At 73.6% G+C, this 25,694-nt stretch carries 31 protein-coding genes; 15 read left to right on the top strand and 16 right to left on the bottom strand.

Annotated elements, in window-relative coordinates:
• Positions 1-40: 40 nt before the first annotated feature.
• Positions 41-763 carry a TetR/AcrR family transcriptional regulator gene (locus EMA09_RS07275; protein ID WP_129840013.1) on the bottom strand — a complete coding sequence of 241 codons (723 nt, stop codon included), beginning with the start codon at positions 761-763 and terminating at the stop codon, positions 41-43.
• A gap of 162 nt (positions 764-925) precedes the next feature.
• Between EMA09_RS07275 and EMA09_RS07270 the strand changes: the two genes are divergently transcribed.
• Entirely contained in the window at positions 926-1,384 is a 459-nt protein-coding gene (locus EMA09_RS07270) for a nitroreductase family deazaflavin-dependent oxidoreductase (RefSeq protein WP_129840011.1), read from the top strand.
• Between the two features lie 19 nt (positions 1,385-1,403).
• On the opposite strand, the gene EMA09_RS07265 is transcribed toward EMA09_RS07270, so the two are convergent.
• Together EMA09_RS07265 and hemC are read right to left on the bottom strand one after the other, a co-directional pair.
• The gene (locus EMA09_RS07265) at positions 1,404-2,042 is read right to left on the bottom strand and encodes a DUF1707 domain-containing protein (RefSeq protein ID WP_129840010.1); all 639 of its coding nucleotides are present in this window, start codon (positions 2,040-2,042) and stop codon (positions 1,404-1,406) included.
• A 47-nt stretch (positions 2,043-2,089) separates the two neighbouring features.
• Positions 2,090-3,022: a hydroxymethylbilane synthase gene (gene hemC / locus EMA09_RS07260; RefSeq protein WP_129840008.1), complete on the bottom strand. Its 933-nt coding sequence runs from the start codon at positions 3,020-3,022 to the stop codon at positions 2,090-2,092.
• A 71-nt stretch (positions 3,023-3,093) separates the two neighbouring features.
• Between hemC and EMA09_RS07255 the strand changes: the two genes are divergently transcribed.
• Positions 3,094-3,639, top strand: a complete 546-nt coding sequence (locus EMA09_RS07255) for a hypothetical protein (protein ID WP_129840006.1) — start codon at positions 3,094-3,096, stop codon at positions 3,637-3,639.
• A gap of 180 nt (positions 3,640-3,819) precedes the next feature.
• Here EMA09_RS07255 and EMA09_RS28225 read toward each other — a convergent pair whose 3' ends face one another.
• Positions 3,820-3,978: a hypothetical protein gene (locus EMA09_RS28225; protein WP_168220655.1), complete on the bottom strand. Its 159-nt coding sequence runs from the start codon at positions 3,976-3,978 to the stop codon at positions 3,820-3,822.
• Between the two features lie 662 nt (positions 3,979-4,640).
• Here EMA09_RS28225 and EMA09_RS07250 point away from each other — a divergent pair.
• From EMA09_RS07250 to EMA09_RS07240, 3 genes are all read left to right on the top strand, one after another.
• Positions 4,641-5,375 carry a pyridoxamine 5'-phosphate oxidase family protein gene (locus EMA09_RS07250; protein WP_129840004.1) on the top strand — a complete coding sequence of 245 codons (735 nt, stop codon included), beginning with the start codon at positions 4,641-4,643 and terminating at the stop codon, positions 5,373-5,375.
• A gap of 119 nt (positions 5,376-5,494) precedes the next feature.
• Positions 5,495-6,256, top strand: a complete 762-nt coding sequence (locus tag EMA09_RS07245; RefSeq protein ID WP_129840002.1) for an HAD-IA family hydrolase — start codon at positions 5,495-5,497, stop codon at positions 6,254-6,256.
• Positions 6,253-8,679 carry a glycosyl hydrolase family 65 protein gene (locus EMA09_RS07240; RefSeq protein ID WP_129840000.1) on the top strand — a complete coding sequence of 809 codons (2,427 nt, stop codon included), beginning with the start codon at positions 6,253-6,255 and terminating at the stop codon, positions 8,677-8,679. The genes EMA09_RS07245 and EMA09_RS07240 overlap by 4 nt, the downstream gene beginning before the upstream one ends.
• Before the next feature lie 33 nt (positions 8,680-8,712).
• Here the strand turns inward: EMA09_RS07240 and EMA09_RS07235 are convergent, their stop codons facing one another.
• Positions 8,713-9,099, bottom strand: a complete 387-nt coding sequence (locus EMA09_RS07235) for a VOC family protein (protein WP_129839998.1) — start codon at positions 9,097-9,099, stop codon at positions 8,713-8,715.
• Between the two features lie 101 nt (positions 9,100-9,200).
• Between EMA09_RS07235 and EMA09_RS07230 the strand changes: the two genes are divergently transcribed.
• Positions 9,201-9,971 carry a TetR/AcrR family transcriptional regulator gene (locus EMA09_RS07230; RefSeq protein ID WP_129839996.1) on the top strand — a complete coding sequence of 257 codons (771 nt, stop codon included), beginning with the start codon at positions 9,201-9,203 and terminating at the stop codon, positions 9,969-9,971.
• A 21-nt stretch (positions 9,972-9,992) separates the two neighbouring features.
• Here the strand turns inward: EMA09_RS07230 and EMA09_RS07225 are convergent, their stop codons facing one another.
• Positions 9,993-10,895, bottom strand: a complete 903-nt coding sequence (locus EMA09_RS07225; RefSeq protein ID WP_129839994.1) for a helix-turn-helix transcriptional regulator — start codon at positions 10,893-10,895, stop codon at positions 9,993-9,995.
• A 163-nt stretch (positions 10,896-11,058) separates the two neighbouring features.
• Here EMA09_RS07225 and EMA09_RS07220 point away from each other — a divergent pair, with 163 nt between their 5' ends.
• The gene (locus EMA09_RS07220) at positions 11,059-12,093 is read left to right on the top strand and encodes an alcohol dehydrogenase catalytic domain-containing protein (protein ID WP_240796280.1); all 1,035 of its coding nucleotides are present in this window, start codon (positions 11,059-11,061) and stop codon (positions 12,091-12,093) included.
• A gap of 20 nt (positions 12,094-12,113) precedes the next feature.
• Here the strand turns inward: EMA09_RS07220 and EMA09_RS07215 are convergent, their stop codons facing one another.
• The 6 genes from EMA09_RS07215 to EMA09_RS07190 all read right to left on the bottom strand — a co-directional run bounded on the left by EMA09_RS07215 (position 12,114) and on the right by EMA09_RS07190 (position 15,005).
• Positions 12,114-12,995: a universal stress protein gene (locus tag EMA09_RS07215; RefSeq protein WP_129839992.1), complete on the bottom strand. Its 882-nt coding sequence runs from the start codon at positions 12,993-12,995 to the stop codon at positions 12,114-12,116.
• Positions 12,996-13,107: 112 nt separating this feature from the next.
• A complete protein-coding gene (locus EMA09_RS07210; RefSeq protein WP_129839990.1) occupies positions 13,108-13,482 on the bottom strand; it encodes a fic family toxin-antitoxin system, toxin component in 375 nt (124 codons plus the stop codon).
• Complete coding sequence (locus tag EMA09_RS07205) at positions 13,479-13,691, bottom strand: hypothetical protein (protein WP_129839988.1); 213 nt, start codon at positions 13,689-13,691, stop codon at positions 13,479-13,481. The genes EMA09_RS07210 and EMA09_RS07205 overlap by 4 nt, the downstream gene beginning before the upstream one ends.
• A 44-nt stretch (positions 13,692-13,735) precedes the next feature.
• Positions 13,736-13,948, bottom strand: coding sequence for a DUF397 domain-containing protein (locus EMA09_RS07200; RefSeq protein WP_129839986.1), 213 nt, complete (start codon positions 13,946-13,948; stop codon positions 13,736-13,738).
• A gap of 26 nt (positions 13,949-13,974) precedes the next feature.
• Entirely contained in the window at positions 13,975-14,181 is a 207-nt protein-coding gene (locus EMA09_RS07195) for a DUF397 domain-containing protein (RefSeq protein WP_240796279.1), read from the bottom strand.
• Positions 14,178-15,005, bottom strand: a complete 828-nt coding sequence (locus tag EMA09_RS07190; RefSeq protein ID WP_240796278.1) for a helix-turn-helix transcriptional regulator — start codon at positions 15,003-15,005, stop codon at positions 14,178-14,180. The genes EMA09_RS07195 and EMA09_RS07190 overlap by 4 nt, the downstream gene beginning before the upstream one ends.
• A gap of 173 nt (positions 15,006-15,178) precedes the next feature.
• Between EMA09_RS07190 and EMA09_RS07185 the strand changes: the two genes are divergently transcribed.
• From EMA09_RS07185 to EMA09_RS07175, 3 genes are all read left to right on the top strand, one after another.
• Positions 15,179-15,457 (top strand): hypothetical protein, encoded by a 279-nt coding sequence (locus tag EMA09_RS07185; RefSeq protein WP_346655813.1) that lies wholly within the window; start codon positions 15,179-15,181, stop codon positions 15,455-15,457.
• The gene (locus tag EMA09_RS07180) at positions 15,454-15,633 is read left to right on the top strand and encodes a hypothetical protein (protein WP_129839984.1); all 180 of its coding nucleotides are present in this window, start codon (positions 15,454-15,456) and stop codon (positions 15,631-15,633) included. Before EMA09_RS07185 ends, EMA09_RS07180 begins: the two co-directional genes overlap by 4 nt.
• Positions 15,634-15,769: 136 nt before the next feature.
• Positions 15,770-16,531: an NUDIX domain-containing protein gene (locus EMA09_RS07175; protein ID WP_129839982.1), complete on the top strand. Its 762-nt coding sequence runs from the start codon at positions 15,770-15,772 to the stop codon at positions 16,529-16,531.
• A gap of 17 nt (positions 16,532-16,548) precedes the next feature.
• On the opposite strand, the gene EMA09_RS07170 is transcribed toward EMA09_RS07175, so the two are convergent.
• The gene (locus tag EMA09_RS07170) at positions 16,549-17,775 is read right to left on the bottom strand and encodes a serine hydrolase domain-containing protein (protein ID WP_129839980.1); all 1,227 of its coding nucleotides are present in this window, start codon (positions 17,773-17,775) and stop codon (positions 16,549-16,551) included.
• A gap of 145 nt (positions 17,776-17,920) precedes the next feature.
• Between EMA09_RS07170 and EMA09_RS07165 the strand changes: the two genes are divergently transcribed.
• Positions 17,921-19,072, top strand: a complete 1,152-nt coding sequence (locus EMA09_RS07165; protein WP_129839978.1) for a histidine kinase — start codon at positions 17,921-17,923, stop codon at positions 19,070-19,072.
• 171 nt (positions 19,073-19,243) lie between these two features.
• On the opposite strand, the gene EMA09_RS07160 is transcribed toward EMA09_RS07165, so the two are convergent.
• On the bottom strand, positions 19,244-20,140 hold the full coding sequence (locus EMA09_RS07160; protein ID WP_129839976.1) for an oxidoreductase: 897 nt from the start codon (positions 20,138-20,140) through the stop codon (positions 19,244-19,246).
• A gap of 66 nt (positions 20,141-20,206) precedes the next feature.
• Here EMA09_RS07160 and EMA09_RS07155 point away from each other — a divergent pair, with 66 nt between their 5' ends.
• On the top strand, positions 20,207-20,809 hold the full coding sequence (locus EMA09_RS07155) for a TetR/AcrR family transcriptional regulator (RefSeq protein WP_129839974.1): 603 nt from the start codon (positions 20,207-20,209) through the stop codon (positions 20,807-20,809).
• Positions 20,810-20,824: 15 nt separating this feature from the next.
• On the opposite strand, the gene EMA09_RS07150 is transcribed toward EMA09_RS07155, so the two are convergent.
• A complete protein-coding gene (locus EMA09_RS07150) occupies positions 20,825-22,495 on the bottom strand; it encodes a hypothetical protein (protein WP_129839972.1) in 1,671 nt (556 codons plus the stop codon).
• 319 nt (positions 22,496-22,814) lie between these two features.
• On the opposite strand from EMA09_RS07150, the gene EMA09_RS07145 reads away from it, so the two are divergent.
• The 3 genes from EMA09_RS07145 (at position 22,815) to EMA09_RS07135 (ending at position 24,754) form a co-directional block, all read left to right on the top strand.
• Positions 22,815-23,171 (top strand): hypothetical protein, encoded by a 357-nt coding sequence (locus EMA09_RS07145; RefSeq protein ID WP_129839970.1) that lies wholly within the window; start codon positions 22,815-22,817, stop codon positions 23,169-23,171.
• Positions 23,172-23,261: 90 nt separating this feature from the next.
• Positions 23,262-24,107 carry an ABC transporter ATP-binding protein gene (locus tag EMA09_RS07140; RefSeq protein ID WP_129839968.1) on the top strand — a complete coding sequence of 282 codons (846 nt, stop codon included), beginning with the start codon at positions 23,262-23,264 and terminating at the stop codon, positions 24,105-24,107.
• The gene (locus tag EMA09_RS07135) at positions 24,104-24,754 is read left to right on the top strand and encodes a hypothetical protein (RefSeq protein ID WP_129839966.1); all 651 of its coding nucleotides are present in this window, start codon (positions 24,104-24,106) and stop codon (positions 24,752-24,754) included. Before EMA09_RS07140 ends, EMA09_RS07135 begins: the two co-directional genes overlap by 4 nt.
• A 4-nt stretch (positions 24,755-24,758) precedes the next feature.
• Here EMA09_RS07135 and EMA09_RS07130 read toward each other — a convergent pair whose 3' ends face one another.
• Positions 24,759-25,646: an NAD(P)H-binding protein gene (locus EMA09_RS07130; protein ID WP_129839964.1), complete on the bottom strand. Its 888-nt coding sequence runs from the start codon at positions 25,644-25,646 to the stop codon at positions 24,759-24,761.
• Between the last annotated feature and the right edge of the window lie 48 nt (positions 25,647-25,694).

Here is a 25,694-nt window from a genome sequence, read left to right as displayed (position 1 = left end):
CGCCGCACGGCACGCGCCCCCGGGGAGTGAACCGCATCATTCACTCCTCGGGGGCCGCGCCGCGCGTCGATGGCAGCCCGATTCCGGCGGCCAGCCGCGCGACGGCGTGCCCGAAGAACTCGGCGCGGGCGGTCACCACCCCCGTGTACTGCCCGAACACCTCCGCGCTGATGAGGCCGGTGAGCTGTGCCCAGGCCGCGACCAGCGCGGCCGTCGGCTGCGCCGGGAGGCCCGGCGCGTGCTCGGCCGCCAGCGCCTCGGCCTCGGCGCGCACGGCGGGCGGCAGCGGCTCCCACCCGGGGGGCGCGAGCAGTCCGTCGGCGTGCGCGTCGGCGACCACGGCGAGCAGCGCGAGCGGGAGCCTGCTCGCCGGCCCGACGGTGTCGCGGGGCGCCGCGTACCCCGGGACCGGGGTCCCGTGGACGAGCCCGTACTCGTGCGGGTGCGCGAGCGCCCACTCCCGCGCGGCCGCGCAGACCGCGACCCAGCGGGCCGCCGGGTCGGCCCGGTCGACGGCGCGCGCGGTCTCCTCGGCCGCCGCCCCCATCGCGTCGTACGCGTCCACGATCAGGGCCGTGAGCAGGTCGTCGCGGCTCGGGAAGTAGCGGTACAGCGCGGAGGACGCCACGCCGAGGACGCGCGCCACCGCGCGCAGCGACAGCCGCGCGGCTCCCTCGGCGGCGAGCTGCCGCCGCGCCTCCTCCTTGATCGCGGCGGTGATCTCCCGCCGCGCCCTCGCCCTGGCTCCTTCGATCGCGCTCATGGGAGGGCAGTCTGCCAGCCGATTGAGCACCGGCCAAGAAAGTGAGCACCGCTCTTGCCCGCGCGCCGCCGGCGTGCCATGCTCGTCCTGCGGCGAGAGCGGTGATCTCACTGTGGATCGCCGTACACGCGCACGTCCCGACGAGCCCGAGAGGCCACCGCCATGAGCAGCAGCCCCGCCCCGCACGTGAGGAAGCCCGGCCGGTTCACGGTGCGCGTCCTCAACCCGGCCGTCGCGTTCCTCACCCGGCGCGGCCTGAGCGTGTGGGGGTCCCGCGTCCTCGCGGTGAAGGGCCGGAAGAGCGGCGAGTGGCGCCGCACCCCGGTGAACCTGCTCACGCTCGACGGCGCGTACTACCTCGTCGCGCCGCGCGGGCACGTGCAGTGGACCCGCAACATGCGGGCGGCCGGCGGCGGCCGGCTCATCCTGGGCCGCCGCGAGGACGACTTCACGGCGACCGAGATCGCCGACGACGACAAGCCCGAGCTGCTGCGGGCCTACCTGAAGCGCTGGAAGGCGGAGGTCGGCGTCTTCTTCGACGGCGTCGGCCCCGGCTCGTCCGACGAGGAACTGCGCGCCATCGCGCCGAAGCACCCGGTGTTCCGCGTGACGTTCGTCTGAACGCGGTGGGTGCGCGCGCTCAGCGGCCGTCGGCCTCCGGGGCGTGGCGCCGCAGCCGCTCGGCAAGTGATCGCCGTGGGGGCCGCGCGACGATCTGCCCCCCGCGTGACCGGCCGGCCAGCCGTACCCGCAGGACCGGGTCGGCGCCCGGGCCGGACGCGGCCGCGACCTTGACCTGACCGCTGTTGCGTTCCAGGCCATCGGCCTCGACCACGACGCCGGGCCGGGTGATGAGGAGCAGTTCCCCGCCGAGACCGAGGTCCACCTCGATGTCGAGAACACCGTGTCGGATCAGCGCCTCGGTGAAGTCGAGCCGCACCTCACCCAGCTTGACGCGGATCTCCATGCGGCGCGGGACCGACCAGCGGCCGGTGCGCGCGATCCGGCCGCGCCCTTGGTCGATGCGCGCGAAGTCCGCGGCCCGCGACGGCACGCTCTCCGCCGGCAGGTCGGCGGTCAGCGGCGCCAGGTCGCCGAAGGTGCGGGCGGACAGGGCGGCCTCCAGGCGCTCGTCCAGCTCGTCCACCGTGAGCCGACCGTCGCCCGCGGCCGACCGCAGGATCTCCACGACGTGCTCGCGGTCCTGGTCGGAAGCCCTCAGCCCGTGCTGGGCATCGTCCCCGGAGGCGTCAGGAGCCGGTATGAGTCCACCCGTCATGCCCGCATTCTGCGCGCCGCGCCGCGCTCACCGCAAACGACGGACCGTCAGTGCGGGATGGCGTCGATCACGTCGCGGGCGCCCTGCCGCAGCAGCGCCACCGCCACCGACATGCCGAGCGCCGCCGGGTCGAGCGGCCCCGCCCACTCGTGGGCGTCGAGGACGGTCTTCCCGTCCGGCGAGAACACCCGCCCCCACAGCTGCAGCCGCCCGTCCCGCCCCGCCTTGGCGTAGCCGGCGATCGGGCTGTTGCAGTGGCCCTGGAGGACGTGCAGGAACGTGCGCTCCGCCGTCATCTCGCGCCAGGTGTCCGGGTCGCCGAGCGCGGCGACGGTCCCGATGACCGCCGCGTCGTCCTCGCGGCACTGGAGCCCGAGGACGCCCGCCCCTATCGGCGGGCACATCTCCTCGACGCCGAGCACCTGCGACGCGCGGTCCGCCATGCCGAGGCGCTCCAGGCCCGACAGGGCGAGCAGCAGCGCGTCCGCCTCGCCGGCGGCGAGCTTGGCGAGGCGGCTGTTGACGTTGCCCCGGATGCGGACGCACTCCAGGTGCGGGTGGGACGCGGCGATCTGGGCGGTGCGGCGGACGGACGAGGTGCCGACGCGGGCGCCGTCCGGGAGTTCGTCCAGCGTCAGGCCGTCCGGGTGGACCAGGACGTCGCGGATGTCGTCGCGCCGCAGGTAGGCGGCGAACACCGTGCCGGCGGGCAGCGGCCGGTCGGCCGGGACGTCCTTCATGCAGTGGACGGCGAGGTCGGCCTCGCCGGCGAGCAGCGCCGCGTCCACCTCCTTGGTGAACGCCCCCTTGCCGCCGAGCTGTCCGAGATGGCCGGTCCAGCGGTCGCCCGCCGTCGTCACCGGCACCACTTCGGTGCGCAACCCCGGGTGCAGCGCCGCCAGTTCGCCGCGCACCCGCTCGACCTGCGCGAGCGCCATGGGGGAGGAGCGGGACACGATCCGGATGCTCTCGACCGACATGCCCGCCAGCCTAGCCCGTGCGGGGACGCCCTCTTGCCGCACCGAACACACGGCCGGATACGTTGCCTCCCATGGCTGACGATTCCGTTCTGCTGGCCCGGATCGAGGCCGACGAGGCGCTGTTCCGCTCGCTCGAGTGGCATTGTGACTTCGCGGTTTCACACCGGGTCCCCGTCGACGAACTGCTCCTCTCCTCGGGGGACCCCCTGGTCCCGGTCGCCCAATGCGGCGCCGGTGGCACCTACTTCCTGTGCGGGTCCTCGGACGCGGCCGAACGGCCCGTCCTGTACGTCACGTCCGAGGGCGTGGGCTGCCTGATCGCCGACAGCCTCCACGAGGCGCTGGAACTGCTGACGGGTGTCCCGTACTGGCGCGACTGCCTCCGCCGCATCGGCGACGCCCCCCTGCCCCCCGCCCAACTCGACGCATTGGAGACCGACTACCGCGACGCCGTACCCGACTCCGACCCCGTGCACCGCGAGGCCACCGCCCACGCGCTCGGCATCAGCACGCCCGCACGGACCACCCTGCTGTCGCGCCTTCGCGACGCGATCCGCAGGACACGCCCCCACTACGTCGTCCACACGGCGTTCGGCTGGCCCTACGACACCCTGTAGGCCCGCGGCGGCGCACGGAGCCTCCGGCCGGCCGGGCGGCGGAGGCTTCCGAGTTCACCCCCACGGGTGACGCGTGCCGCCCATGGTCACCTCGCGCCGACGGGCGCCACTCGCCCGTGACCGGTCGGGTGCGGCACTCCCCGCGCACCCGACCACGCCACGGAACCCCCGCGCACGACGTCAGGTCGCCGGCGGCTGCGGGGGCGGCGAACTCGGGACGTGGCCGCCCTTCGCCAGGCGGTCGGCGCGGCTGAGGGCGTTCGTCTCGCGCAGCCGGTCCTCCAGCTCCGGCCGGCGGTCGGGATTGCGGGGTGGGGTGCTCTGGTCGGCGTCCGTCATCGCTCCCGCCCCCGCCGGTCCGCCGCGTCGCCGGGCGTCGCGCCCGTGCACGGCCTCCTCGTGGTCGACACGTGGCTTCCCCTCTCCTTACCGGGACCCCTGGATCACCCGGGGTCGTGGTCTCCCCTCACAGAGTGACGGCCGCGGCGACCGGCAGGTAGTTGAAACGCGCCACAACAGGGGTGTGCGCCCGGCGCTTCCGACCGGCGTGCCAAGGCCGCGACACCCGGTACGGCGGCGGGCGCGGACGGCGGCGGCCGGGGGCGCCCGGCCCCACGGGGCACCGGGGACCCGCGCCGTCGTACGCCGCCGCAACCCCGGCGCGCGCACCACCCCCGCCCGTCCGCCGCCCGCCGCACGGACGGGCCAGCGGAAACAGCGCGCGCCGTACCCCCGCCCGCCCGGGCGCACCCGCCACGGCGCACGGCCCGCGCACGCCCCCCGGGCGGCCCCCCGCCGTCCCCCCGGGCGCGCCCCGTCCGCGCGGGGTGGCCGTCGCACAGTGGTCCGGTGACCGCCGGAGGGTCCCGGCGGGAAGGAGGAATGGCCGACAATCCACCGGGGCACTTGACATCCGCACGCGCCATCCGCATGAGACGGCTCCCGCCCGCGCGTGCCCCCGCGCCCCCCGGCGGCGGGGCAGGACGTGACGGAGGTGCCCCATGGCCGGTACGACGGACCGCGACCACGAGCTGCGTGACCAGCATCGTCAGCACGACCACCTCGGCCGCGCCCGCGCACGCCACGGCGAGCGGAACCACCGGGGCGACGTGGGCCGCCGCGTCGCCATGCGCCGCGAGGAGCTTGGCCTCACCCGCCAGGACGTCGCCGACCGCGCCCGGGTCGACCCCGAGTACCTGCGCTACCTGGAGGAGCAGCCCGCGTCCCCCACGTTCGGCTCCCTCACCCGCGTCGCCCGCGCCCTGGACACGACCGTCGCCGAACTGAACGGTGCCCGCGAAGTACGGGCCGACACCCCCCGCCCCGCCGGCACGGGCGAGCTGATCGAACTGGGCACCGACGAGTGCTACGACCTGCTCGCCCGCCACTCGGTCGGCCGAGTGGCCGTCACCACCCCGGACGGCCCCGCGATCGTGCCCGCCGGGTACCGCCTGATCGAGGGCGCCGTCCTGTTCCGCACGAGCAGCGCCGCGCCCCCGCCGTTCGACGACGACATGGCGTTCGAGGTGGACCTGCTGGACGAGGCGGAGGGCGTCGGCTGGAGCGTGCAGGTCCTCGGCCGCGCCACCCGCGTCACCGACCCGGGGCTGATCGCGCGTCTCGACGGGCTGACCGGCCACCGGCCGTGGAGCGGCGCCGGCGGCGAGCTGTGGGTGCGGCTGCGGCCGGTCCGCGTCTCGGGCCACCGGCTGCGCCTGCGTCCGGCCGCCGGCTGACCGGCCGCCCGTTTGCGGGCCGGGCCGCACCGGGTTCCCATGGACGGACGCCCCCGTGGACGGGCAGCAGGGGGCACGGACGGGGGTGGCTGCGCGCCCTCCCGGGAGGTGAGGCGGTCATGGTGGCGGTGCCGGAACTGTGGGCCTGCCGGGCGGTGGTCTTCGACACCGACGGGGTCATCACCGACTCGGCGCGGGCGCACGCCGCCGCGTGGAAGGAGACGTTCGACACCGTGCCTGGCGTCGACCCGCCGTTCGATCCCGACGCGGACTACCGCCGCTACGTCGACGGCAAGTCCCGCATGGACGGCGCCGAGTCGTTCCTCACCGCGCGCGGCACCGGTATCCCGTACGGCGATCCCGGCGACCCGCCCGGCACCGGCACCGTCCACGCCGTCGCAGCGGCCAAGGACCGGGTGTTCATGCGCGTCCTCGGCGAGGGCACCCTGGAGGCGTACCCCGGGACGGTGCGGCTGCTCCTCGCCCTGCACAGCGCCCGCGTCCGCTGCGCCGCCATCTCGTCGTCCCGCCACGCCCGCGACCTCCTCGCCCACGCCGGCGTCCGGTCGATGCTGCAGACCGTGGTGGACGGCAATGACATGGCCCGCCTCGGCCTGCCGGGCAAGCCGGATCCGGCGATCTTCCTGGAGGGCGCCCGCCGCGTCGGCGTGCCACCGGAGTCGGCGGCCGTCGTCGAGGACGCCATCGCGGGCGTGGAGGCCGGCAGGCGCGGCGGCTTCGCGCTGGTCGTGGGCGTGGACCGCACGGGCGGCCCGCGCGGCGCCGACGACCTGCGCGACGCGGGCGCGCACATCGTCGTCCGTGACCTGGGCGACCTGATCGCGGCACCGGCCGCGCGCGGCGGAGGGGATGCGGCATGACGGACGCCGACTGGATCTGGTCCTACGACGGGTACGACCCGCCCGCCGAACGCCTCCGCGAGGCGCTGTGCACCCTCGGCAACGGCTACTTCGCCACCCGGGGCGCAGCCCCCGAGGCCCCCGCCGGCCCCGCCCACTACCCGGGCACGTACGCCGCCGGCCTCTACAACCGCAAGCCCACCCTCCTCGCCGGCCGCCGCCTCGAACACGAGGACATGGTGAACCTGCCCAACTGGCTGCCGCTCCGCTTCCGCATCCACCCCGACGGCGGCCCGGACGGCGACTGGTTCACCCCCGACGACGCGGCGGGCGGCGAACTCCTCCTGCACCGGCAGGCCCTCGACATGCGGCGCGGCACCCTCAACCGCTGGATCCGCTACCGCGACGCGCACGGCCGCCACACCCACGTCGAGCAGTCCCGGCTCGTCCACATGGGCGACCCGCACCTCGCGGCGCTGCGCACGAAGTTCACCGCCGAGGACTGGGAGGGCACGGTCGAGGTCGAGTCGGCCATCGACGGCATGGTCGGCAACACCGGCGTGGCCCGCTACAGCGACCTGGCGAGCCACCACCTCACCGTCATGCAGACCGGCGCCGCCGCCGACGCGGACGACGACCCCGGCATCGTGTGGCTGCGCTGCCGCACCGGCGAGTCGGACATCCGGATCGTCGTCGCCGCAAGGACCCGCGCCGAACCGGACGGCGAGCCGGAGCACATCAGGACCCACCAGTCCGACTTCCGCGTCTCCCAGGTGCTGACGCTGCCGGTCGGGCCGGACCGCCCGGCCGCCGTCGAGAAGACGGTCGCCCTGCACACCTCGCGCGACCCCGCGATCAGCAGCCCGCTGTCGGCGGCGCTCGACCGGGTGCGCCGCGCCCCGGACTACGCCACGCTCCTCGACTCGCACCTGATGGCCTGGGACCGGCTGTGGCGGCACGCCGAGCTCGAGGTCCCGGGCGAGGCGGGGCACGTGCTGCGGCTGCACCTGTTCCACCTGCTCGGCACGCTGTCGCCGGCGCACACGGCCGAACTCGACGTCGGGGTCCCGGCGCGCGGCCTGCACGGGGAGGCGTACCGGGGGCACGTCTTCTGGGACGAGCTGTTCGTCCTGCCGTACCTGAACCTGCACTTCCCCGACCTGTCGCGCGCCCTCATGAACTACCGCTACCGGCGCCTGCCCGAGGCCATGCGGTCGGCGGCCGCGATCGGGCGGGGCGGCGCGATGTACCCGTGGCAGAGCGGCAGCGACGGCCGCGAGGAGACGCCCGAGGTGCACCTGAACCCGAAGTCGGGCCGCTGGCTGCCCGACAACTCCCGCCTGCAGCACCACGTCGGCTCGGCCGTCGCGTACAACGTGTGGCGCTACGGGCAGGTCACCGGCGACACGGAGTTCGCGCACTCGCGCGGCGCGGAGATGCTGTTCCAGATCGCCCGGTTCTGGGCCGAGTCGGCGGTGTACGACCGGCAGCACGAGCGGTACCGCATCCTCGGCGTCCTGGGTCCCGACGAGTACCACGACGGCTACCCGGACCGCGACACGTCGGGGCTCGACGACAACGCGTACACCAACGTCCTCGCCGCGTGGGTGCTCGCCCGCGCCGTGGACCTGGCCCGTACCCTGCCGCGCTCGCGGCGAGCGGAGGTGTTCGAGCGCGTCGAGCTGCGGGCGGGCGAGACCGACGAGTGGGACGACATCTCGCGGCGCCTGCGGGTCCCGTTCCACCGGGGCGTGGTCAGCCAGTTCGAGGGCTACGGCGACCTGGCCGAGCTGGACTGGGACGCGTACCGGAGCCGGTACGGGGACATCCGCCGCCTCGACCGCATCCTGGAGTCCGAGGGCGACAGCCCGAACCGCTACCAGGCGTCCAAGCAGGCCGACACGCTGATGCTGGGCTACCTGTTCCAGCCGCGCGAGCTGGCGGAGATCTTCCACCGCCTCGGCTACGCGGAGATGGACGACGACATGTGGCGCCGCACCGTCGACTACTACCTGGCCCGTACGAGCCACGGCTCGACGCTCAGCGGTGTCGTGCACGCGTGGGTGCTGGCCCGTACGCGGCACGGCGAGGCGTGGACGCACCTGCGGGACGCGCTCGCGAGCGACGTGGCCGACCTCCAGGGCGGCACGACGGAGGAGGGCATCCACCTGGGCGCCATGGCGGGCACGCTCGACCTGGTGCAGCGCGGTCTGACGGGCCTGGAGACGCGGGAGGGCGCCCTGCTGCTCGACCCGGCGCCGCTGCCGGAGCTGTCGGAGTACGCGTTCTCCGTGCGGTTCCGGGGCGTGGCGGTGCGGATGCGGCTGCAGCCCGGCCAGATGCGGATCTCCGTCCCGGAGTGGGAGGAGGCGCCGGCGTGCGTGGTGCTGCACGGCGACGCGGTGGAGATCGCCCCGGGCGAGGAGCGGCTGCTGCCGCTGTGACGGCCGTACGGCCGCTCCCCGCCGGGGGGCCGGTCAGTTCCCGGCGGGCGTGGCCCAGGAGACGAGCTGGACGACGACGCCGTTCGGGTCGGTGACCTGGAACAGGCGCTCGCCCCACGGCTCCTCGCGCGGCGCCATGGTGATGGTGACGCCCTCACCGCGGAGCCGTTCGTGCTCGGCGTCGAGGTCGTCCACGACGAACGCGATGATCAGGCCCGCCGCGTGCTGGTCCCTGAAGCCCTCGGGCAGGACCTCGATGCCACGGCGCAGGAAGACCACGTTCGGGGCGTCGGCGCGGCCGAGGGAGACGAACCCGTCGGCGGCCATGGCCTTCTCGAAGCCGAAGTGCCGGGTCAGGAAGGCGGCGGACGCGTCGATGTCGTCGACGGTGAGGGAGATGGCGGTGGCGGTGATGTCCATGGGGTCCTCCTGACACGGGGAAGCGAACTCCGTACAAGGTACACTGTACGTTGTACGGAGTAAAGTGCGGTCCGGCGCGGACGGAGGGCAGGATGGTGCCCATGGCCAAGGAACGAAGCGCGCCCGGCGACCCGGCACGGACCCTGGAACTGCTCTGGCGCGAGCCGGGGCAGGGCGGCCCCCGGCGCGGCCCCCGGCAGGGCCTCACGGTCGACGCCGTCGTCCACGCCGCCACGGAGCTGGCCGACACCGGCGGCCTCGACGCCCTGACCATGCGCGGCGTCGCCCAGCGCCTCGGCGTCACGCCGATGACGCTCTACACGTACGTCCCGGGCAAGACCGAACTGCTCGACCTCATGCTCGACGCCGCCTACCTGCGGATGCCGCGCGCCGGCCACGGGGACCGGCCGTGGCGGGCCAGGGTGGAGGCCGTCGCGCGCGACAACCGCGACCTGTTCCTGCGCCACCCCTGGGTGGCGACCCTGCCCACCACGCGCCCGCCGCTCGGCCCCGGCCTGATGGCGAAGTACGAGCACGAGCTTGAGGCGTTCGACGGCCTCGGGCTCGACGACGTCGAGATGGACGCGGCGCTCGCGTTCCTCCTCGGGTTCGTGCAGTCCGTCGCCCGCGCCGAGCTGGACACGCAGGCGGCGGCCCGCGCGGGCGCCCTGTCCGACGAGGAGTGGTGGGCGGCCAACGCGCCGCTGCTCGCGAAGGTCTTCGACCCCGGCCGCTTCCCCCTCGCGGCCCGCGTCGGAAGCGCGGCCGGCGAGGCCCACGGCGGCGTCTACGACCCGGGCCACGCGTTCACGTTCGGACTGCGGCGCGTCCTGGACGGCCTGGAGACCCTGATCCGGGAACGCGCTGCCTGAGGTCTGTCTGGGGCATGGGCCTCAGCGCCGGGCCTGCGGGACCTCCCCGCCGGGCGCGGCCTGGGGCGCGGTCATGTCGAGCAGGAGCATCGCGTCGTGGTCCGGTGTGCCGGGGTCGGCCGTGTAGACGCCGATGCGCTGGCCGGGAACGCCCTCGACGTGCAGGGTCTCGCAGGTGAGGGTGACCGTGCCGACCCGGGGGTGCCGGAACGTCTTGCGGGCGGACTTCCGGCCGGTGACCTCGTAGCGCTCCCACAGACCCGCGAAGTCGGGGCTCTTCAGCAGCAGCTCACCGACCAGACGGGTGAGGTCGGGCGCGTCGGGCGCGGTCCCGGCGACGGCGCGCAGCCGCGCGACGCAGCCGGCGACCCGGCTCTCCCAGTCCGGGAACAGGTCCCGGGCCGCCGGGTGGAGGAAGAGGTAGCGGGCGAGGTTGCGGTACCCGGCCGGCCAGTCCGCGAGGCCCGCGTACAGGTCGAGGCCGCCGGGGTTCCAGGCGAGTACGTCCATGCTGCGGCTGATCACGTAGGCCGGGTTCGGGCGCAGCGACTCCAGCAGCACCCTCAGGTGCGGGCGCACGGTGCGGCTCGGGGCCGGGGGCGGCTCCGGCATGTAGCGGGCGGCTCGGGCGGCGAGATCCCGCAAGTGCTGGTGCGCCTCGTCGTCCAGGCGCAGCGCGCGGGCGAGGGCGTCCAGGACGGCCGGGCTCGGCCGGGTCTCCTTGCCGCGCTCCAGGCGCACGTAGTAGTCGATGCTGATCCCGGCGAGGGTGGCCAGCTCCTCACGGCGCAGCCCGGGGGTGCGGCGCAGCCCGGTGCCGACGGTCAGGCCGACCTGTGCCGGGCTGGTCCGGGTGCGGCGGGCGCGCAGGAAACGGCCCAGCTCCGCGCCCTCGCCGCCACCGGTGGAGTGCTCGGATGCCATGCCTCCCAGTCTCACACCGGGCCGACTCGTACGGCAGTGCGGTGGGGGGCACTGTCATTACCCCGAACAGCTCGGCCTGCCCGCGGGCCGGCGCGGGCCGGAGGGTGGGTGAACGAGAAGCAGGGCGGAGGACGCCCAGACACCATGCGGAGAAGAGGACCACGTGCGAGCAGCAGTGATGTACGGAGCCGGGGACATCCGGATCGAACACCGTCCCGACCCGGTGATCCAGCAGCCCACCGATGCCGTCGTCCGCACCGTGCTGTCGTGCGTGTGCGGCTCCGACCTGTGGCCCTACGCGTCGATGCCCCCCGCCGGGACCGGCCGGCTCATGGGGCACGAGTTCCTCGGCGTCGTCGAGGAGACCGGCCCGGAGGTCACGGGTGTCCGGGCCGGTGACCTGGTCGTCGCACCGTTCACGTACTGCGACAGCACCTGCGACTACTGCGCCCGGGGCCTGACCTTCTCGTGCCGCAACGGCGGCCGGTACGGCACCGGCGGAGTGGACGGCGGCCAGGGCGAGGCGGTGCGCGTCCCGCAGGCCGACGGCACCCTCGTCAGGCTGCCCGTCGACGCCGGATCCGCGCTGCTGCCGTCGCTGCTGACCCTCTCCGACGTCATGGGCACGGGCCACCACGGCGCGGTCACCGCCGGCGTCGGCCCCGGTGACACGGTGCTGGTCATCGGCGACGGCGCGGTCGGCCTGTGCGCGGTGCTCGCCGCCGGACGCCTGGGCGCCGAGCGGATCGTCCTCATGGGCCGGCACACCGACCGCACCGACCTGGGCCGCGCGTTCGGCGCGACCGACGTCATCGCGGAACGCGGCGAGGAAGGCGTCGCCCGCGTACGCGACCTGACCGGCGGCGACGGCGTCGGCAAGGTCATCGAGGCCGTCGGCACCCGTGCGGCCCTGGAGACCGCCATCGCGGCCGCCGACGACGGCGGCACCATCAGCCGCCTGGGCATCCCGCAGTACGAGGAAGGCCCCGTCGGACCATCGACGGTCCTGCGGAACATCACCCTCACCGGCGGCGCCAGCCCGGCCCGGTCCTACATACCGGAGCTGCTCCCCGACGTCCTGGACGGCACGATCGACCCCGGGCGCGTCCTCGACGGGACGTTCACCCTGGACCAGGTCCCCGACGCCTACCGCGCGATGGCCGACCGCCGTGTCCTGAAGGCGCTCATCACCTTCTGAGGCCCACGCGGCGGGCGCGGTCAGTCGCCGTGGCGCTCGTACGGGACGACGGCGACCGGCATCTCCGCGTGGTGCAGCGCGGCGTGCGCCACCGAGCCGATGCGCATGCTGAGCAGGCCGCGGTTCGTACGGCGTCCGACGACGAGCAGCGCGGCCCGGCCGCCGGAGGCGGCGGCGAGGAGCTGTTCGCCCGCGTTGCCGAACCGCACGTCCTCGACGAGCCGCACGTCCGGATGCTGGAGCCGCCACGGGGCGAGGGCCTCGGCGAGGGCGGCCGTCTCGCGCGCCCCGGCCTCGGCGTGCGCGTCGCGCTGGTCGAGGTTCTCGGGGAGGTCGTCGCCGAAGAGGCCCGGCGCCCCGCCCCACACCCGGACGGCCCGCACCGCCGCGCCGCGCGCGACGGCGGTGGCGAACGCGAGCCCGAGCAGCGCGTCCCCGGGCGGCCCGAGGTCCCGCATGCCGACGACCACCTCGTCGCCCTCGGCGTCGGCGCCGTCCCCGCCCTCGCGCACGAGGACGACGGGCCGCTCGCTGTGCGCGATCACCGGAAGCCCGACCGACCCGGTGAGGAAGCCGACGAGGGGGGTACGGCCGTGGGACCCGAGGACCAGCAGCTCGGCCTCGCCGGACTTCTCGACCAGCCCGGCCGTGGCGGTCTCCGCCATCAGTTCCTGGCTGACGGCCACGTCGGGGTACCGGCGGGCGATGTCGGAACCGATGTCGTCGAGGAGCTGCCGCCCGACGCTGTCGTCGGGCACGGGCGCCATGTACAGGGACTCGTCCACCCACGCGTGCACGAGACGGAGCGGCAGACCACGCCGCCGCGCCTCCCGCGCGGCCCACTCCACGGCGGCACGGCTCTGCGGACTGCCGTCGACACCGACGATGACGGGCCGGCTCATGGGGCGACCCCCTTTCCCTGCGCGCGAGCGGCTGAGGTGTGGAACTCTCCTTGTGCCCACTCTCACCCGCCCCCGCACACACGGCGACCGCAGATGCCCCTGCCGGGTCCTCTCAGCGGGGTACCCAGGCCCGTAGGACCGCGGCCACGGACGCTGCCGTACAATCCGCCTTCCGCAGTTCTGCAGCAAGAGCGGTCACCCCGTCCTGGCTGAGTTTCGCCTGGATGCCGGAAGCGGTCAGGTAGCCGTGAGCCACGGCCACAGCGACGCGGAGGTTGGATCGTTCGAGCCACCGCAGCCTGCCGAGGGTGTGGACCAGGGCCGCCGCACGGGCGAAGGCACCGTGGTAGACGCTCTGGCCGGCCAGGACTGCCTTGTGGCGTTCGACCGCGGCAATGGGTACGCCGTAGTCGTCAGGAGCGGGGTCGTCCTGACCGGCTCGCCGAGCTACGTCGAGGATCCACGTCAGATCGATGACCAAGCTCATGCAGCAGACTCCAGGTCGTCCAAAAGATCGCCGTAGCCATCAAGGACTTCCTGGGCTCCGGCGAGGAACCGTTCTCGCAGCGGCTCGTTGTCCGCCTTGATCAGTTGTTCCACGTACTCGTTCACGGGCAGGTGCCGTGTCTCAGCGGCCTGCCGTGCCATCTCGGCCGCGTCTTCTTCAAGTCTCACGTTCAGCTGAACCTTGGCCATGTGTGAAAGCTAGCAGGTGATAGCGCGCTTGCTCGCTGGTTTGGTCACCTGCTTGCTCGGACGTCGTCTGTCTGGATGGCTTGCACAAAGGCCATCCATGTAGTTGCTCGGACTGCGAGGACCCCTCTGTCGGGATCCTTGGAGTCGCGGACGGGCATGACGCCGTGCTCAGCGGCGTGGCCGGGGGCGCACTGCACACAGTCGCCCCCGTTGCTGCCGCTGTACGAGGAACTGATCCACGTGGCTTTCGGTCTCATGCCCGTCTCTCCAGGTCGGTTCCGCCTCAGCGGACGGACTCGATGAACGCTCGCCACGCGGCGGCCTCGAACGCGAGGCGCGCGCGGTCGGGGGCCTTGGAGTCCCGCACCGGCATGACTCCGTACGTCGCAAGGTGTTCCGGCGCGCACTCCACACAGTCGCCCCCGTTGCCGCCACTGTACGACGACTTGACCCAAGTGTCAGCGACCTGGCTCTTGATGGGGGAATTCACGATCTGTACTCCTTGATCAGAGAGTTCATGAAGGCTACCGACTTGTCCGTGGACAGCGAACGCAGCCTCAATCGATCATAGAAAGAGATCGCGCTGCCGACGGTTTTCGGGGCGTCGTAGATCTTGCCCTCGTAGCGTCCGTCGGCGTAGACCAGGGACGGTACGCCCCCTTCGAACGCAAGCAGCGTGAAGGGGTGGAACATGCCGTCCGGCGCGCCCGCCGAGAACGGCAGCACTTGGGCGTTGACGTACGGCCTGTTCATGAAGTCCAGGAGGTACTCGACCTGCTCGGCCATGACTTTCTTTGTGCCGACCACGGTGCGCAGGCAGGCTTCGTGGAAGACGGCCCATACTTCGGGCGGGTCCTTCCGTTCGAAGACGCGGCGCCGAGCCATACGCGCTAGCACCTTCGACTCGATCGTTTCGTCGTCGGCTTTGGGATTCGCAGCCTTGAAGATGGCCTGCGCGTAGTCGGGGGTCTGCAGCAAACCCCAGATGAGACTGGAGGAGAAACCCAGTATCCGCGACGCCTTGTCCTCCAGGTCGAGGTAGGGCGCGAACCATGCCGCGTGGCCCAGGTCCTCCAGGCGGGAGCGCAGGCGTTCGAACATGCCGTGGGTGTTGAAGACCACGTCGCACTTCTGCGCGAAGTTCTCGCTGGGGAACACCGCCCCCGTCTCGACCTTCGTCACGTACGTCCTGCTGAACCCCGTGCCCTTCGCCACGTGTTCCTGCGTCAGCTTCCGTCCCAGCCGTACCTCTCTCAGGTCGTCTCCGAAACCGGGCATGGGATTCACCTGCTGAGGGATCTGCTCCTCATCCACGGCCCCACCTCCTTCATCGCGTGCTCCGATGGCTGCGCGCACGCCCCACCCCGTGAATACGGGCGTTCACTGGTCGTAATTCTATGAGTTCCGTGGTGTCCTGATCACACGCTGAGAGCAAGCCGGGCGGTCGGCCGCCCGGGCGGCGTCGGAAACACCGAAAGGAATCGGCCATGAGCGATCGAGCACTGCACGGGGACCCGGTGCCCCTGCCACCGACCGGGGCGAATCTCCCCGCGCCGACCGAGGACGCCGACGAGCTCTGCGCTGAGCTGCGCGAACTTCTCGGCCGGCACGGGATCAAGCTTCCGTCGCTCGCCGTCGACCCGGTGACCAGCGCAGGGATTTACTACAGCAGGCCGCTGTTGGAACTGGGCCGCTGCAATCTCGACACAGCAGCGCGACTCGTCGACCTTCTCCGCCGCATTCCCGAACAGGTGAACGCCCGGTGAGTGCCGCATCCGAGCTGCCCCGCGACGAGAACATCACACCGTCCGACGAGTCGGACGAAGAGGAGGGCGAGCGTCGGCTCACCCCCGAGGAGCTTTCCGCCGCCGTCGATGCCCTGGCCCGTCAGATCGACGCCCACATGGCGAAACTCCGCCGTATGCGCCCGGATCACCCGTGAGGTGAATAGCTGCGTTCACCCACGTTGTCTCCCGGGCGGTTCCCCGGCCCCCGGGACGACGGCGCGCCCGCCGTCCGTCACCCGACCGGAGCACGGCGTACGCCCGCCCCGGCCGCCCGCGGCGCAGGATGGACGGGTGCCCGCACCCCCGCCCGAGCCGCCCGGCGCCGACCTCCTGGAGGTCGGCGGACTCCGTCTCACCGAAGTGGCCGCGCCCCGCCCGCCGGCCGGTGAGCGGCTGGCCATGGACCGCCTGTGGAACGCGGCGGTCGCCGCCAACCCGAGCCTCTTCGACGGGCCGGTCGTCGCCTGCGCGGGCCTGTCCTGGGACGGGCCGCGCCGTCTGCACCTCTCCTGGGCGCGCACGACCTACCGCCACTTCCTGCTGCGCCGCGTCCCCGGCGCCGTCTCGTGGCTGCCGCCGCTGTTCGTCGCGGTGCTCCAGCCGGACGGTGACGGGCGCGTCGTCGTCGGCCGGTCGGCGGCGACCACGGCCGCGCCGGGCCGCTGGCAGCTCCCGGGCGGATCGGCCGAGCCGCCGGACGACGGCGTCCCGCTCGACGCCGCCGCCCTGCGCCGCCACGCGGCGCGCGAACTCGTGGAGGAGACCGGCCTCACCACCGACCCCGACGCCCTCGCCCTGCGGCTCGTCACCCGGGGCAGGAGGGGAACGGTCGGCGTCCTGTACGTCGCCCCCGCCCGGCCCGCGTCCGTCCTGCTGTCCCGCCACTCGGCCCTGGTCCGCACCGAGACGACACACGGGCGCGTCCCCGAGCTGGACCACATCACCCTGGTCGGCTCCCCACCAGAGCTGCGGGAACTCGACGGCCCCACCGCCGACTACCTGGAACCGGTGATCCGCCGCCGCCCCGCCCTCCTGAGCCAGGACGCGGAGTGACGGCGGACCCCGGGTCGTCACGCCGCCTCGTCGTCCCCCGGCGTGTCGCACAGCGCGTGATCGACGAGGTCGCTCGCGGCCTGCTCCTGCCGGAGCATGCTGTCGGCGGAGCCGGCGAGCGCCGTGGACATGGAGACGGTGACGGCGCGACCGCCGTCGGCCGTGACGCCGTTCAGACCGATGTAGCCGCTCTCGCCCCCTTCGTGGCTCCAGTAGGTGCCGCCGCAGGTCAGGGGCCGCTCGACCAGGCCGAGTCCGTAGCGCCCGTCCGGCCAGAACGTCTCCATCTCCTCGCCGACCGGGACGGTGTCCCGCATCTCGGCCAGCCGCGCCGGCGGCAGCAGGTCGCCGCCGAGGAGGGCGCGGAGGAAACGGTTGACGTCGGCGGTGGTGGAGACGTAGCCGCCGGGGTCGGGGACGATCACCTCGGTGAAGTCGACCCGTTCGCCGGAGGGGAAGACCTCGTAGCTGTGGGCGTGCGGACGGCGGAGCGTGGCTGTGTCGCCCGGCAGGTAGGTGTGGTGCATGCCGGACGGTTCGAGGACCCGGTCGGCGACCTCCCGGTGCCAGGGACGGCCCGTGACCTCCTCGATGATCAGGTCGAGCAGGACGTATCCCGTGTTGGAGTAGCCCCATCCCTCGCCGGGATCGAAGTCCGGGCTGTGCGCCATCGCCCGCGCGACGATCTCCTCGGGCGTGTAGGTGTCGTACCGGTGCTCGTAGTACTCCTCGGGGGTGGCGAAGCCGGGGAGGTCGTCGTGGATGCCGCTGGTGTGCTGGAGAAGGTTCCGGACGGTGATCAGGCTGCCGTCGTTGCCGTTGCCGTCCACGAGGCCCGGCAGCCATCGGTCCACCGTGTCGTCCAAAGACAGCCTGCCTTCGTCGACCAGTTGCAGGACCACGGTGGCCACCAGCGTCTTCCCGGTGCTGGCCATCCGGAAGTAGCCGTCGCGGGGCACCGGACGGTCCGTGCCCACCTCGGCGACACCGCTGGTCGCGACGAGGTCGCGGCCCGATCCCGTGGTCACGCGCGCCTGGACGCCGGTGACCCCGAGAGCCCGGATGGCGTCCGCGTCCCGGCGCAGGTCCTCCCGCCCGTATCCACGGGTGGCCGTCCCCTCGGCGACGGCGGGGAATTGGACGGCGAGGACCGCTCCGACGGTGACGAGTACGGTCGCGGCGGCGGCCGTCCACCGTCCGCCGGACTTGATGCTCCGCCGGAGCGGCTGGTTCGTTGATCGCATGCGCCGACACTAGGAAGGCAGGGTGCCGCACGTCGCTACCGCGGGCACCCGTGGGATAAGTACAGCCACCTGTAGCGCTGTCGGCGCACCCCTTGCCTAGGGTGATCCGCGGGAGTCCTCGGGACGGCAGAGGGAAGCGGAACACATGCTCGGTACGGTCGGCGTGGCCCGCGCGTGGTGGAACAGGGTGTGGGGCGGCGGGCGTTACCTGCTGGGCGCGCTGGTGAGCGCGGCAGTGACGCTCGTCGCCGTCCCCCTGCTGTGGGTCCCGTCGCTGGCACGGCGCCGGGCGGAACGGCACCGTCTGCGCGCGGCGGCGCTGCTGGGACGGCCGGCCGGCCCGCGCCCGTCCGCCGTACGCCGCGACCTCGCATGGCTGGCGACGCAGGTGGCCACCGGTCTGCCGGCGGGCGCGTTCGCCCTGCTGTGCCTGGGAGCCCTGGCCGCGACACCCGTCATCGCGTCGCTGTGGTGGGCGTTCCCCACGGCGCCATGGCTGCCGGTGATGAGCGATCCCATCACCGGCTGGGGCACCGCCCTGCCGCTCGGCCTGGTGAACCTCCTGGTCCTGGCCGCGCTCGCCGCCGTCACCCTCCCGCCGCTCGCCCGCGCGCACGCCCGGTGCTGCCTCGCCGTCCTGGCGCCGTCGCCCACGGAGCGGCTGGCCGGACGTGTCACCGAACTCTCACGGACCCGCGCGGACGTCCTGCAGGCGCACGGCGCGGAACTCCGCCGCATCGAACGCGACCTCCACGACGGCACCCAGGCCCGTCTCGTGGCCATCGCGATGCGGCTCGCCGTGGCGGGGGAGAGCTTCGCCGATGACCCCGGCAGGGCCGCCGTCCTGGTGCGGCAGGCCCACGCCGAGACCGAGGACGCGATGACCGAGCTGCGCTCCGTCATCCGGGCCGTCTATCCGCCGGTCCTGGCCGATCAGGGTCTCGCCGGCGCGCTCGGCACCCTCTCCACCAGGGCCGGGGTGCCGACCCGCATCGACGTCGGGCCGCTCGGCGAGGTCCCGGCGGCGGTCGAGGCAGTCGCCTGGTTCACCGTCACCGAGGCGCTCGCGAACATCGCCCGGCACAGCGGCGCCACCCGGGCGTCGGTCGGCGTCAGCCGTGACGGCGCGCTGCTCCGCGTGCGGGTCACGGACGACGGGGCCGGCGGGGCGGACGCCGCCCGCGGGTCGGGTCTTGACGGCATGCGCCGCCGGGCCGCCGCCCTGGACGGAACCATGGAGATCAGCAGCCCGCCGGGCGGGCCGACCGTCGTCACCGTCGAACTGCCGTGTTCCTAGTGCCGCGTCAGGCAAGGTTTGCCCGTCAAGGAGCGGCGTCCGGTGCGGTGCATCGCAAGGCGCCGGATCGCAGCTCATACCCGTCGTATTCGCGCGATTCGGCAACGCAGCGAGGTGCCGTGCCGGGCGACGCGACGGGGCGAACCTTGCCTGACGCGGCACTAGGGAAGGTCAGGCGGTCCGCAGGGTGTGGGGAAAGGTGACGCCCGTCAGTTCCTCGGACACGTCCCACAGGCGGCGTGCCACCCCGGTGTCCTTCGCCCGTGCCGAGCGGCCGACCAGCTCCGGTGCGCCGCGGCCCTCCAGGAAGCCGTCCGGGCCGACGTAGCTGTCGCCCGGGATGTCCGCCACGGCCGCGTACAGCGTCGGCAGGGCGCCTGCTTCGTCGCTCTGCGCGAGGAGGCCGGCCGCCGTCCTGCGGGCGAAGTCGCGCACCGGGCGGCGCTTGTCGGTCTTCAGCAGGTTCGTTGCCGCGAGGCCCGGGTGCGCGGCCGTCGCGATGACGGGGGAGCCGGCCTCGGTGAGGCGGCGCTGAAGTTCCGAGGTGAACAGCAGGTTGGCGAGCTTGGACTGCGCGTACGCGGGCATCGCCCGGTACCGCTTGCGCTCCCAGTTGAGGTCGTCGAAGTCGATCGCGCCCGTGCGGTGACCGGTGGACGAGAGGGTGACGACCCGCTGCCGTACGCGGGGGAGCAGCAGGTTCGTGAGGGCGAAGTGCCCCAGGTGGTTGGTGCCGAACTGCGACTCGAAGCCGTCGGCCGTGCGGAACAGCGGCGGGGTCATGATGCCCGCGTTGTTGATCAGGATGTCGAAGGGGTCGGTGAAGTCCTCGGCGAACGCGCGGACCGAGGCCAGGTCGGCGAGGTCGAGGCGGCGCACCTCGACGTCGCCCGTCATCGAGGCGGCGGCCGCCCGGCCCTTCTCGGGGGAGCGCACGGCCAGGACGACGCGGGCGCCCCGCGCGGCGAGTTCGCGGGCGGCGATCCGGCCGATCCCGCTGTTCGCGCCGGTGACGACGACGGTGCGGCCCGTCATGGCGGGGATGTCCGAGGCGCTGAATGTTGTCATGGGCTACAAAGTAGGCAGTGGCTACCAAGTTGTCAACGGCAACATTCGCGGGCTAGTCTGGGACCCGTGCCGGACACCCCGGGCGAGCAGCCCTACCACCACGGACGCCTCCGTACGGCACTGCTCGACGCCGCCGAGCGCCGGCTGCGGGAAGCCGGCGCGGACAAGCTGTCGCTGCGCGACCTCGCGCGGGAGACCGGCGTCAGCCACGCCGCGCCGCGCCGGCACTTCCAGGACCGGCAGGCCCTGCTCGACGCGCTCGCCGAGAACGGGTTCGTCCGTCTCGACACCGTGCTGCGCGCCGCCCTGGCCGGCGCGGACGAGGACTTCCCCGCACGCCTGCGGGCCACGGCGACGGCCTACGCCCGCTTCGCCACACAGAACGCGGCGCTCCTGGAGCTGATGTACGCCGGCAAGCACCGGCCGGGCGCGACCCGCGTCGTCGAGGCGGCCGCCGCGCCGTTCGGGCTGATGCGCGAACTGATCGTCCAGGGGCAGGAACAGGGCGTGCTGGAGGAGGGCGATCCCGACCGGGTCGGGATCGTCCTGTTCGCGACCATGCAGGGGATCGTCGCGCTGATCAACGGCGACTTCGTCGGGCCTGAACTGCTCGACGGGCTCGTGGAGACCGCGATCGGGCAGTTCCTCCGGGGTGCGGGCCCGCGCTGAGCGGGATCACCCGGATCAGAACGGCGGCGCAGCCTCCGAGTCCGGCAGCAGCGCGCCGACAGCCTTCTCCAGGTCGCTGTGGTCCAGCTCCCGGTCAGCGCCGACCTCGCCCCTGCCGTGCTGGACGGCCGCCCAGTCGTTCAGGGCCACGTCGCGGACGTTCCCGAGCGCGTCGGTGTACGCGCCCTCCGACTGGCCGGCCGGGACGGTCGTGCCGGCCGTGACGAGGGCCGCCGCGCCCTTGCTGACGTCCCACTGCTGGTCGAACAGCTCGTTCGTGAACTCCTTGTCCGCCAGCATCCCGGCGGCCGCGTCGCTGTTGCGGGCCGCCGTCTCCAGGAGGATGTCGGAGCCGCCGTTCGGCGAGGTGCGGTACTCGGGGTGGGTGGAGCTGAGGTTCTGCGTGTACAGGGCGGAGTCCGCCATGAGGCGGGCCATCGAATCGCCCGGCGGGTCGCTCGCCAGCGCGAGGAACGACGCGGTCTGCCCGTAGTCGCTGATGTAGTCGGCGGCGTCCTCCGCGCCCGGGTCCACGCGGTTGCCGTACTGGTTGTACCGGGGGTGCAGCATCCCGCTGACCTCGGCCGGCAAGCCGTGCTGCTCCGGGTCGAAGCCGCCGCGCTCCGGGTCGTACATCACGGTGAAGGCGTCGGCGAGGATCTGCGCCGTCGAGTCCTCCGTGCCGGTGATGGAACCCCAGTTCGAGGAGCCGGGATCGACCGGCGTGCGGCCGGCCGCCGCGAGGGTGAAGTCCCGCAGCCTGCCCTGGTCCAGGTTGTTGAAGAAGTAGTCGAGATAGTCGCGTTCCTGCTCGGTCAGCTTCCGGCCGTTCTGCGCGGCGGTGGTGAGCGACTGGAGCGTCTCCAGGTACGGGCGCATCGCCGCGTCGTCCGACGGGTCGGCCGCGTTGATGTGGTCGACGGCCCACTGGGCCATCTCCTCGCTGCTCCACAGCTGGAGCGGCCCACCGGTCAGGTCGTAGCCGAGGTCGCCGAGGTCGGCGCCGTACCGGGTCAGGGCCGCGCGGTAGCCCTCGATGGTGTCGGTGATCGCCGTCGCCACCTCCGTGGCGTGCTCGGCGACCTGCTTGACGTGGTGCTTCTTGATGGCCTCGGCGAGGTACGCGGGCCGCTGCGGGTCGAGGCCGAGGATCTCCCCGATCTGCTGGTAGTCGTAGGTGACGATGTGCCCCTTGGAGGGGTCGTACGGGTCGATGTAGGAGAGGAACTGCTGCCAGTTCTCCCACTCGCCCTCCGCGATCCCCACCTCGCGCTTCAGGACGTACTCCATGTTGGCGTCGTCCTCGGCGTAATCGACCATGCCGTGGATCGCGTCGTCCGTCTCTACGGCGATGTCCATCGCCTGGGACAGGAGGGTGGACACCTCGCCCATGTAGGTGCCGTCGTCCTGGAGGTCCCGGGTGGTCTCGCCGGCGCGTCCCTCGCCGTCCGCGAGCGCGGCGCCGTTCCACTCGCTGGAGTCCTCGGCGACCTGGCTCGCGGTCCGCGCGAGGTCGCCGATGGTGTCGGCCTCGCCGGCCGCCCTGCGGTAGACGGCGGCGGTCTCGGCCATGCTCTCGGCGTCGATCTCGTCCGAGAAGTCCTCCATCAGCGTCCAGGGCGACGTGCCGCCGTCCGCCCCCAGCCTCGCCTCGATGTCCTCGCGACCGAAGGTCACCTCTGACATGCGTCAACTCCCGCTGCCGGCCCGGCCACGCGACGCGGCCCCGAATGCCGCGATGGTAGGAGGCCCGGGGCGGGCCGTCCACGCGAAGGGGCGGAAGCTGAGCAGGACTTGAGGTGCGCGGCGCCTTCGGGGGAGTTATGCACGGAATGGGCGGGTACGGCGGCCGGTGCTGTTTCCCTCCGAGGAGACAGTGCGAAACACCGCCGGCGCCCGGACGGAGTGGCCGAAACCGGGCGGCAACCGTCCGGCGGGGCGCCGAGTCCCACCAGTACAGCCAGGCGGCGGGGCGTGCGTCCCGCCCGGAGCACAGGGGGAACCAGTGATCTCTTCCGTCACCAGGCATCTGGCACGCGGCCTCGCCGTGGCCGCGCTCGCCGCGGGCGCCGTCGTCGCCGTACCGGCCGGCGCGCAGGCCGCCGCCTGCCCGACCCAGGCGCCGCCCGCCAACCTCAACCCGTGGAGCGGGACCGACCGGGCCGTCGACGAGACCCCCGTGCGCAAGGGGCCGTCCGCCCAGTGCCTGCAGGTCGGCACGTACTACGAGGGCGACGACGTCACGGTCAACTGCTACGTCGTGAACGCCGCCGGCCGCTCCTGGTCGTACATCCGGGGCTACGGCTGGGTCCGCGACACCCACCTGCTCGACCACGGCGCCACCCACGAGTGCGTCATGTGATCCGGCCACGGCCGGCGACTTGCGCGAGACGCGCCCGAACGATGGGATCACGCCGGGGAACTGCCACGACCGGGTGAGCGAGGGGCGTCGATGCGACTGGACGCGGTGACGGTGCGTTACGGGCGGCGGGGGCCGCGGGTGCTCGACGGCGTCACGCTCGACCTCGCCCCCGGCACGGTCACCGCGGTCGTCGGCGGCAACGGCTCGGGCAAGTCGACGCTCCTCAAGGTGGCCGCGGGCCTGCTGCGGCCGGTGTCCGGCGGTGTCACGGGCCGTCCGCGCCGGGTCGGTTACGTGCCGGAGCGGCTCCCCGCGACGACGCGGCTCGCGGCCCGCCCGTACCTCGCGCACATGGGCCGCGTCCAGGGCCTGTCGACGGAGGCCGCCGCCCGCCGCGGCCGTGAGCTGCTGGACCGGCTCGCCGTCGAGGGCGACCTCGACGCGCCGATCGGCACCCTCTCCAAGGGCAACGCGCAGAAGATCGCCCTGGCACAGGCCCTCCTGTCCGACCCGGGCCTGCTGATCCTGGACGAGCCCTGGTCGGGCCTGGACGCCCGCGCCCACCGCACCCTCGCCGACTGCTTCGCCGAGTGGCGCGCGGCCGGCGTCGTCGTCCTGCTGACCGAGCACCGGCCCGGCACGGTCGAGGGGACCGCCGACGCCGTGCACCGGCTGGACGGCGGGCGCCTCACCGTACGAGCCCCGGGGGAACGGCCACCGGCGGGTGTCGCGGTGACGCTCGGCGCGGCGGCGGCCGATCCCGCCGGCGCCGCCCGGACGCTGGCGGCCATCCCCGGCGTGCTGTCGGTACGGCGGGACGGGACGCGCCTGCGGCTCGACGTCGCCGTGGGGCGTTCCGACGCCGTCCTCGCCGAGGCGCTGGCCGGCGGCCTCACCGTCGTCGAGGTCCGCCCGGTGCCCGGCGGCCGGGCGTGACGGCGGTCGCGCGGTACGCGCTCGCCGACTACCTCCGCTCCCAGCGGTTCGTCCCCCCGCTGGTGGCGTACCTCGGCTGCCTCGCCGTCCTGCACGCGGGCGGGGGCGACGCGCTGGCCGGCTACGGGATGTCCGCCGCCGCGCTGGTGCCGGTCACCGTGTGGCTGACCTTGACGCTCCACAACGCGGAGGACCCCGTCCAGACAGCCGTCACCGTGGTGAACGCGGGCGGCCGGTACCGGGTCGTGGCGGGCAGGACGGGCGCCGTGCTGGTGTGCGCCCTCGCGCTGACCGCCGCGTCGCTGGCCGCCCCGGTCCTCGCCGAGCGGCACCTGCCCCCGGCCGCCGACCTGGCGTGCGGCCTCCTCGCGCACCTGACGTGCGCCTTCGTGGCCGCCGGGCTCGGCGCGTGCTGTGCGCGGCCCGTCATCCGGCGGCAGGGCTACGCCTTCACGACCGCGCTGCTGCTGAGCCTCGTCGTGCTGGTCGCTCGGCCGGTGACGCCCGCGAATCAGACGATCAGACTGATCGCCGGAGCGCCGCCGCGCCCGCCCGCCGTCGATCTGCTGCTGCTCACGGGCGGGGCGGCCGTCATGCTGGCGGCACTCGTGGCGCTGGCGTCCTGGCTGTCGGCGCGCCGCGCCTGACGCGTCACCCGGCGAGGACGGCCGGCTTCAGCACGTCCTCGCACCACTGGCGGAAGCTGGTGGACGACCCGGTCTCCGGCGTCCGGCGCGCGGTGTCGTAGAGCCCCGCGTCCTTGGCCTCCGCCATGTCCACCAGGCCCTGGGCGACGGCGTCCGACATCCCGAATCCCGTCATCCGTGCCTTGAACTCCGCGCCCGGGATCTGCTGGTAACGGACGGGACGGCCGAGCACCTCGGACATGATGCGCGCCATGTCCTCGTAGGAGAGGTCTTCCGGGCCGAGCACCTGGACGTCCTCCACGCCGCTCCAGGAGCCGTCGAGGAGGAGACGGGCGGCCTTCGCCGCTATGTCGGTGATGGCGCAGGTCGGCGCCCGGTGGGTCGGGGAGTTGGGGGAGGTGAACAGGCCCCGGTCCCTGATGAGGGCGGTCTGGCGCAGCACGTTGTCCATGAACGACGGCAGCGCGAGCGCCCGGTAGTGCACGCCCGTCGAGGCGAGCAGGTCGTCCATGGCGAGGGACGCGGTGATGTGCCCCGCGTGGGCGGCCTGGGGCGTGCCCCGGCCGAGGGACGAGACGGCCACGACGCGCTTCACGCCCCGGGCCGTGAGGGCGGCGGCGGCCGGGCGGCTGAAGCCCACGTAGGCGTCTTCCATGGTCGCGGCGCGCGGGTCCGGCGGCACCAGCCAGAAGACGGAATCGGCGCCGGTGAACGCCTCGGTGACGACGTCCGGGTCGCCGTGCGAGCCCCGGACGGTCTCGACCCGGCCGCGCACGGCGTCCGGCAGGCGGGCGGGATCGCGCACGATGACGCGGACGGGCGCCCCGGCGGCGAGGAGGCGGTCGAGGACGAGGCGGCCGATGTTGCCGGTGGGGGTGGTGAGGACGATCAACGGTGCTCCAGAGGGGAAAGCCGGGGGAGGGCGAGGGGGCGCCTCGCC

This window comes from Streptomyces sp. RFCAC02 (assembly GCF_004193175.1).
GTDB lineage: Bacteria > Actinomycetota > Actinomycetes > Streptomycetales > Streptomycetaceae > Streptomyces.
This window is presented reverse-complemented; position numbering and strand designations above follow the sequence as displayed.

Excerpts from the sequence above, each read along its gene's own strand:
- EMA09_RS07275 (WP_129840013.1), bottom strand. The coding sequence starts at position 763 with ATGAGCGCGATCGAAGGAGCCAGGGCGAGGGCGCGGCGGGAGATCACC.
- EMA09_RS07270 (WP_129840011.1), top strand. The coding sequence starts at position 926 with ATGAGCAGCAGCCCCGCCCCGCACGTGAGGAAGCCCGGCCGGTTCACG.
- EMA09_RS07265 (WP_129840010.1), bottom strand. The coding sequence starts at position 2,042 with ATGACGGGTGGACTCATACCGGCTCCTGACGCCTCCGGGGACGATGCC.
- hemC (WP_129840008.1), bottom strand. The coding sequence starts at position 3,022 with ATGTCGGTCGAGAGCATCCGGATCGTGTCCCGCTCCTCCCCCATGGCG.
- EMA09_RS07255 (WP_129840006.1), top strand. The coding sequence starts at position 3,094 with ATGGCTGACGATTCCGTTCTGCTGGCCCGGATCGAGGCCGACGAGGCG.
- EMA09_RS28225 (WP_168220655.1), bottom strand. The coding sequence starts at position 3,978 with ATGACGGACGCCGACCAGAGCACCCCACCCCGCAATCCCGACCGCCGG.
- EMA09_RS07250 (WP_129840004.1), top strand. The coding sequence starts at position 4,641 with ATGGCCGGTACGACGGACCGCGACCACGAGCTGCGTGACCAGCATCGT.
- EMA09_RS07245 (WP_129840002.1), top strand. The coding sequence starts at position 5,495 with ATGGTGGCGGTGCCGGAACTGTGGGCCTGCCGGGCGGTGGTCTTCGAC.
- EMA09_RS07240 (WP_129840000.1), top strand. The coding sequence starts at position 6,253 with ATGACGGACGCCGACTGGATCTGGTCCTACGACGGGTACGACCCGCCC.
- EMA09_RS07235 (WP_129839998.1), bottom strand. The coding sequence starts at position 9,099 with ATGGACATCACCGCCACCGCCATCTCCCTCACCGTCGACGACATCGAC.
- EMA09_RS07230 (WP_129839996.1), top strand. The coding sequence starts at position 9,201 with ATGGCCAAGGAACGAAGCGCGCCCGGCGACCCGGCACGGACCCTGGAA.
- EMA09_RS07225 (WP_129839994.1), bottom strand. The coding sequence starts at position 10,895 with ATGGCATCCGAGCACTCCACCGGTGGCGGCGAGGGCGCGGAGCTGGGC.
- EMA09_RS07215 (WP_129839992.1), bottom strand. The coding sequence starts at position 12,995 with ATGAGCCGGCCCGTCATCGTCGGTGTCGACGGCAGTCCGCAGAGCCGT.
- EMA09_RS07210 (WP_129839990.1), bottom strand. The coding sequence starts at position 13,482 with ATGAGCTTGGTCATCGATCTGACGTGGATCCTCGACGTAGCTCGGCGA.
- EMA09_RS07205 (WP_129839988.1), bottom strand. The coding sequence starts at position 13,691 with ATGGCCAAGGTTCAGCTGAACGTGAGACTTGAAGAAGACGCGGCCGAG.
- EMA09_RS07200 (WP_129839986.1), bottom strand. The coding sequence starts at position 13,948 with ATGAGACCGAAAGCCACGTGGATCAGTTCCTCGTACAGCGGCAGCAAC.
- EMA09_RS07185 (WP_346655813.1), top strand. The coding sequence starts at position 15,179 with ATGAGCGATCGAGCACTGCACGGGGACCCGGTGCCCCTGCCACCGACC.
- EMA09_RS07170 (WP_129839980.1), bottom strand. The coding sequence starts at position 17,775 with ATGCGATCAACGAACCAGCCGCTCCGGCGGAGCATCAAGTCCGGCGGA.
- EMA09_RS07165 (WP_129839978.1), top strand. The coding sequence starts at position 17,921 with ATGCTCGGTACGGTCGGCGTGGCCCGCGCGTGGTGGAACAGGGTGTGG.
- EMA09_RS07160 (WP_129839976.1), bottom strand. The coding sequence starts at position 20,140 with ATGACAACATTCAGCGCCTCGGACATCCCCGCCATGACGGGCCGCACC.
- EMA09_RS07150 (WP_129839972.1), bottom strand. The coding sequence starts at position 22,495 with ATGTCAGAGGTGACCTTCGGTCGCGAGGACATCGAGGCGAGGCTGGGG.
- EMA09_RS07140 (WP_129839968.1), top strand. The coding sequence starts at position 23,262 with ATGCGACTGGACGCGGTGACGGTGCGTTACGGGCGGCGGGGGCCGCGG.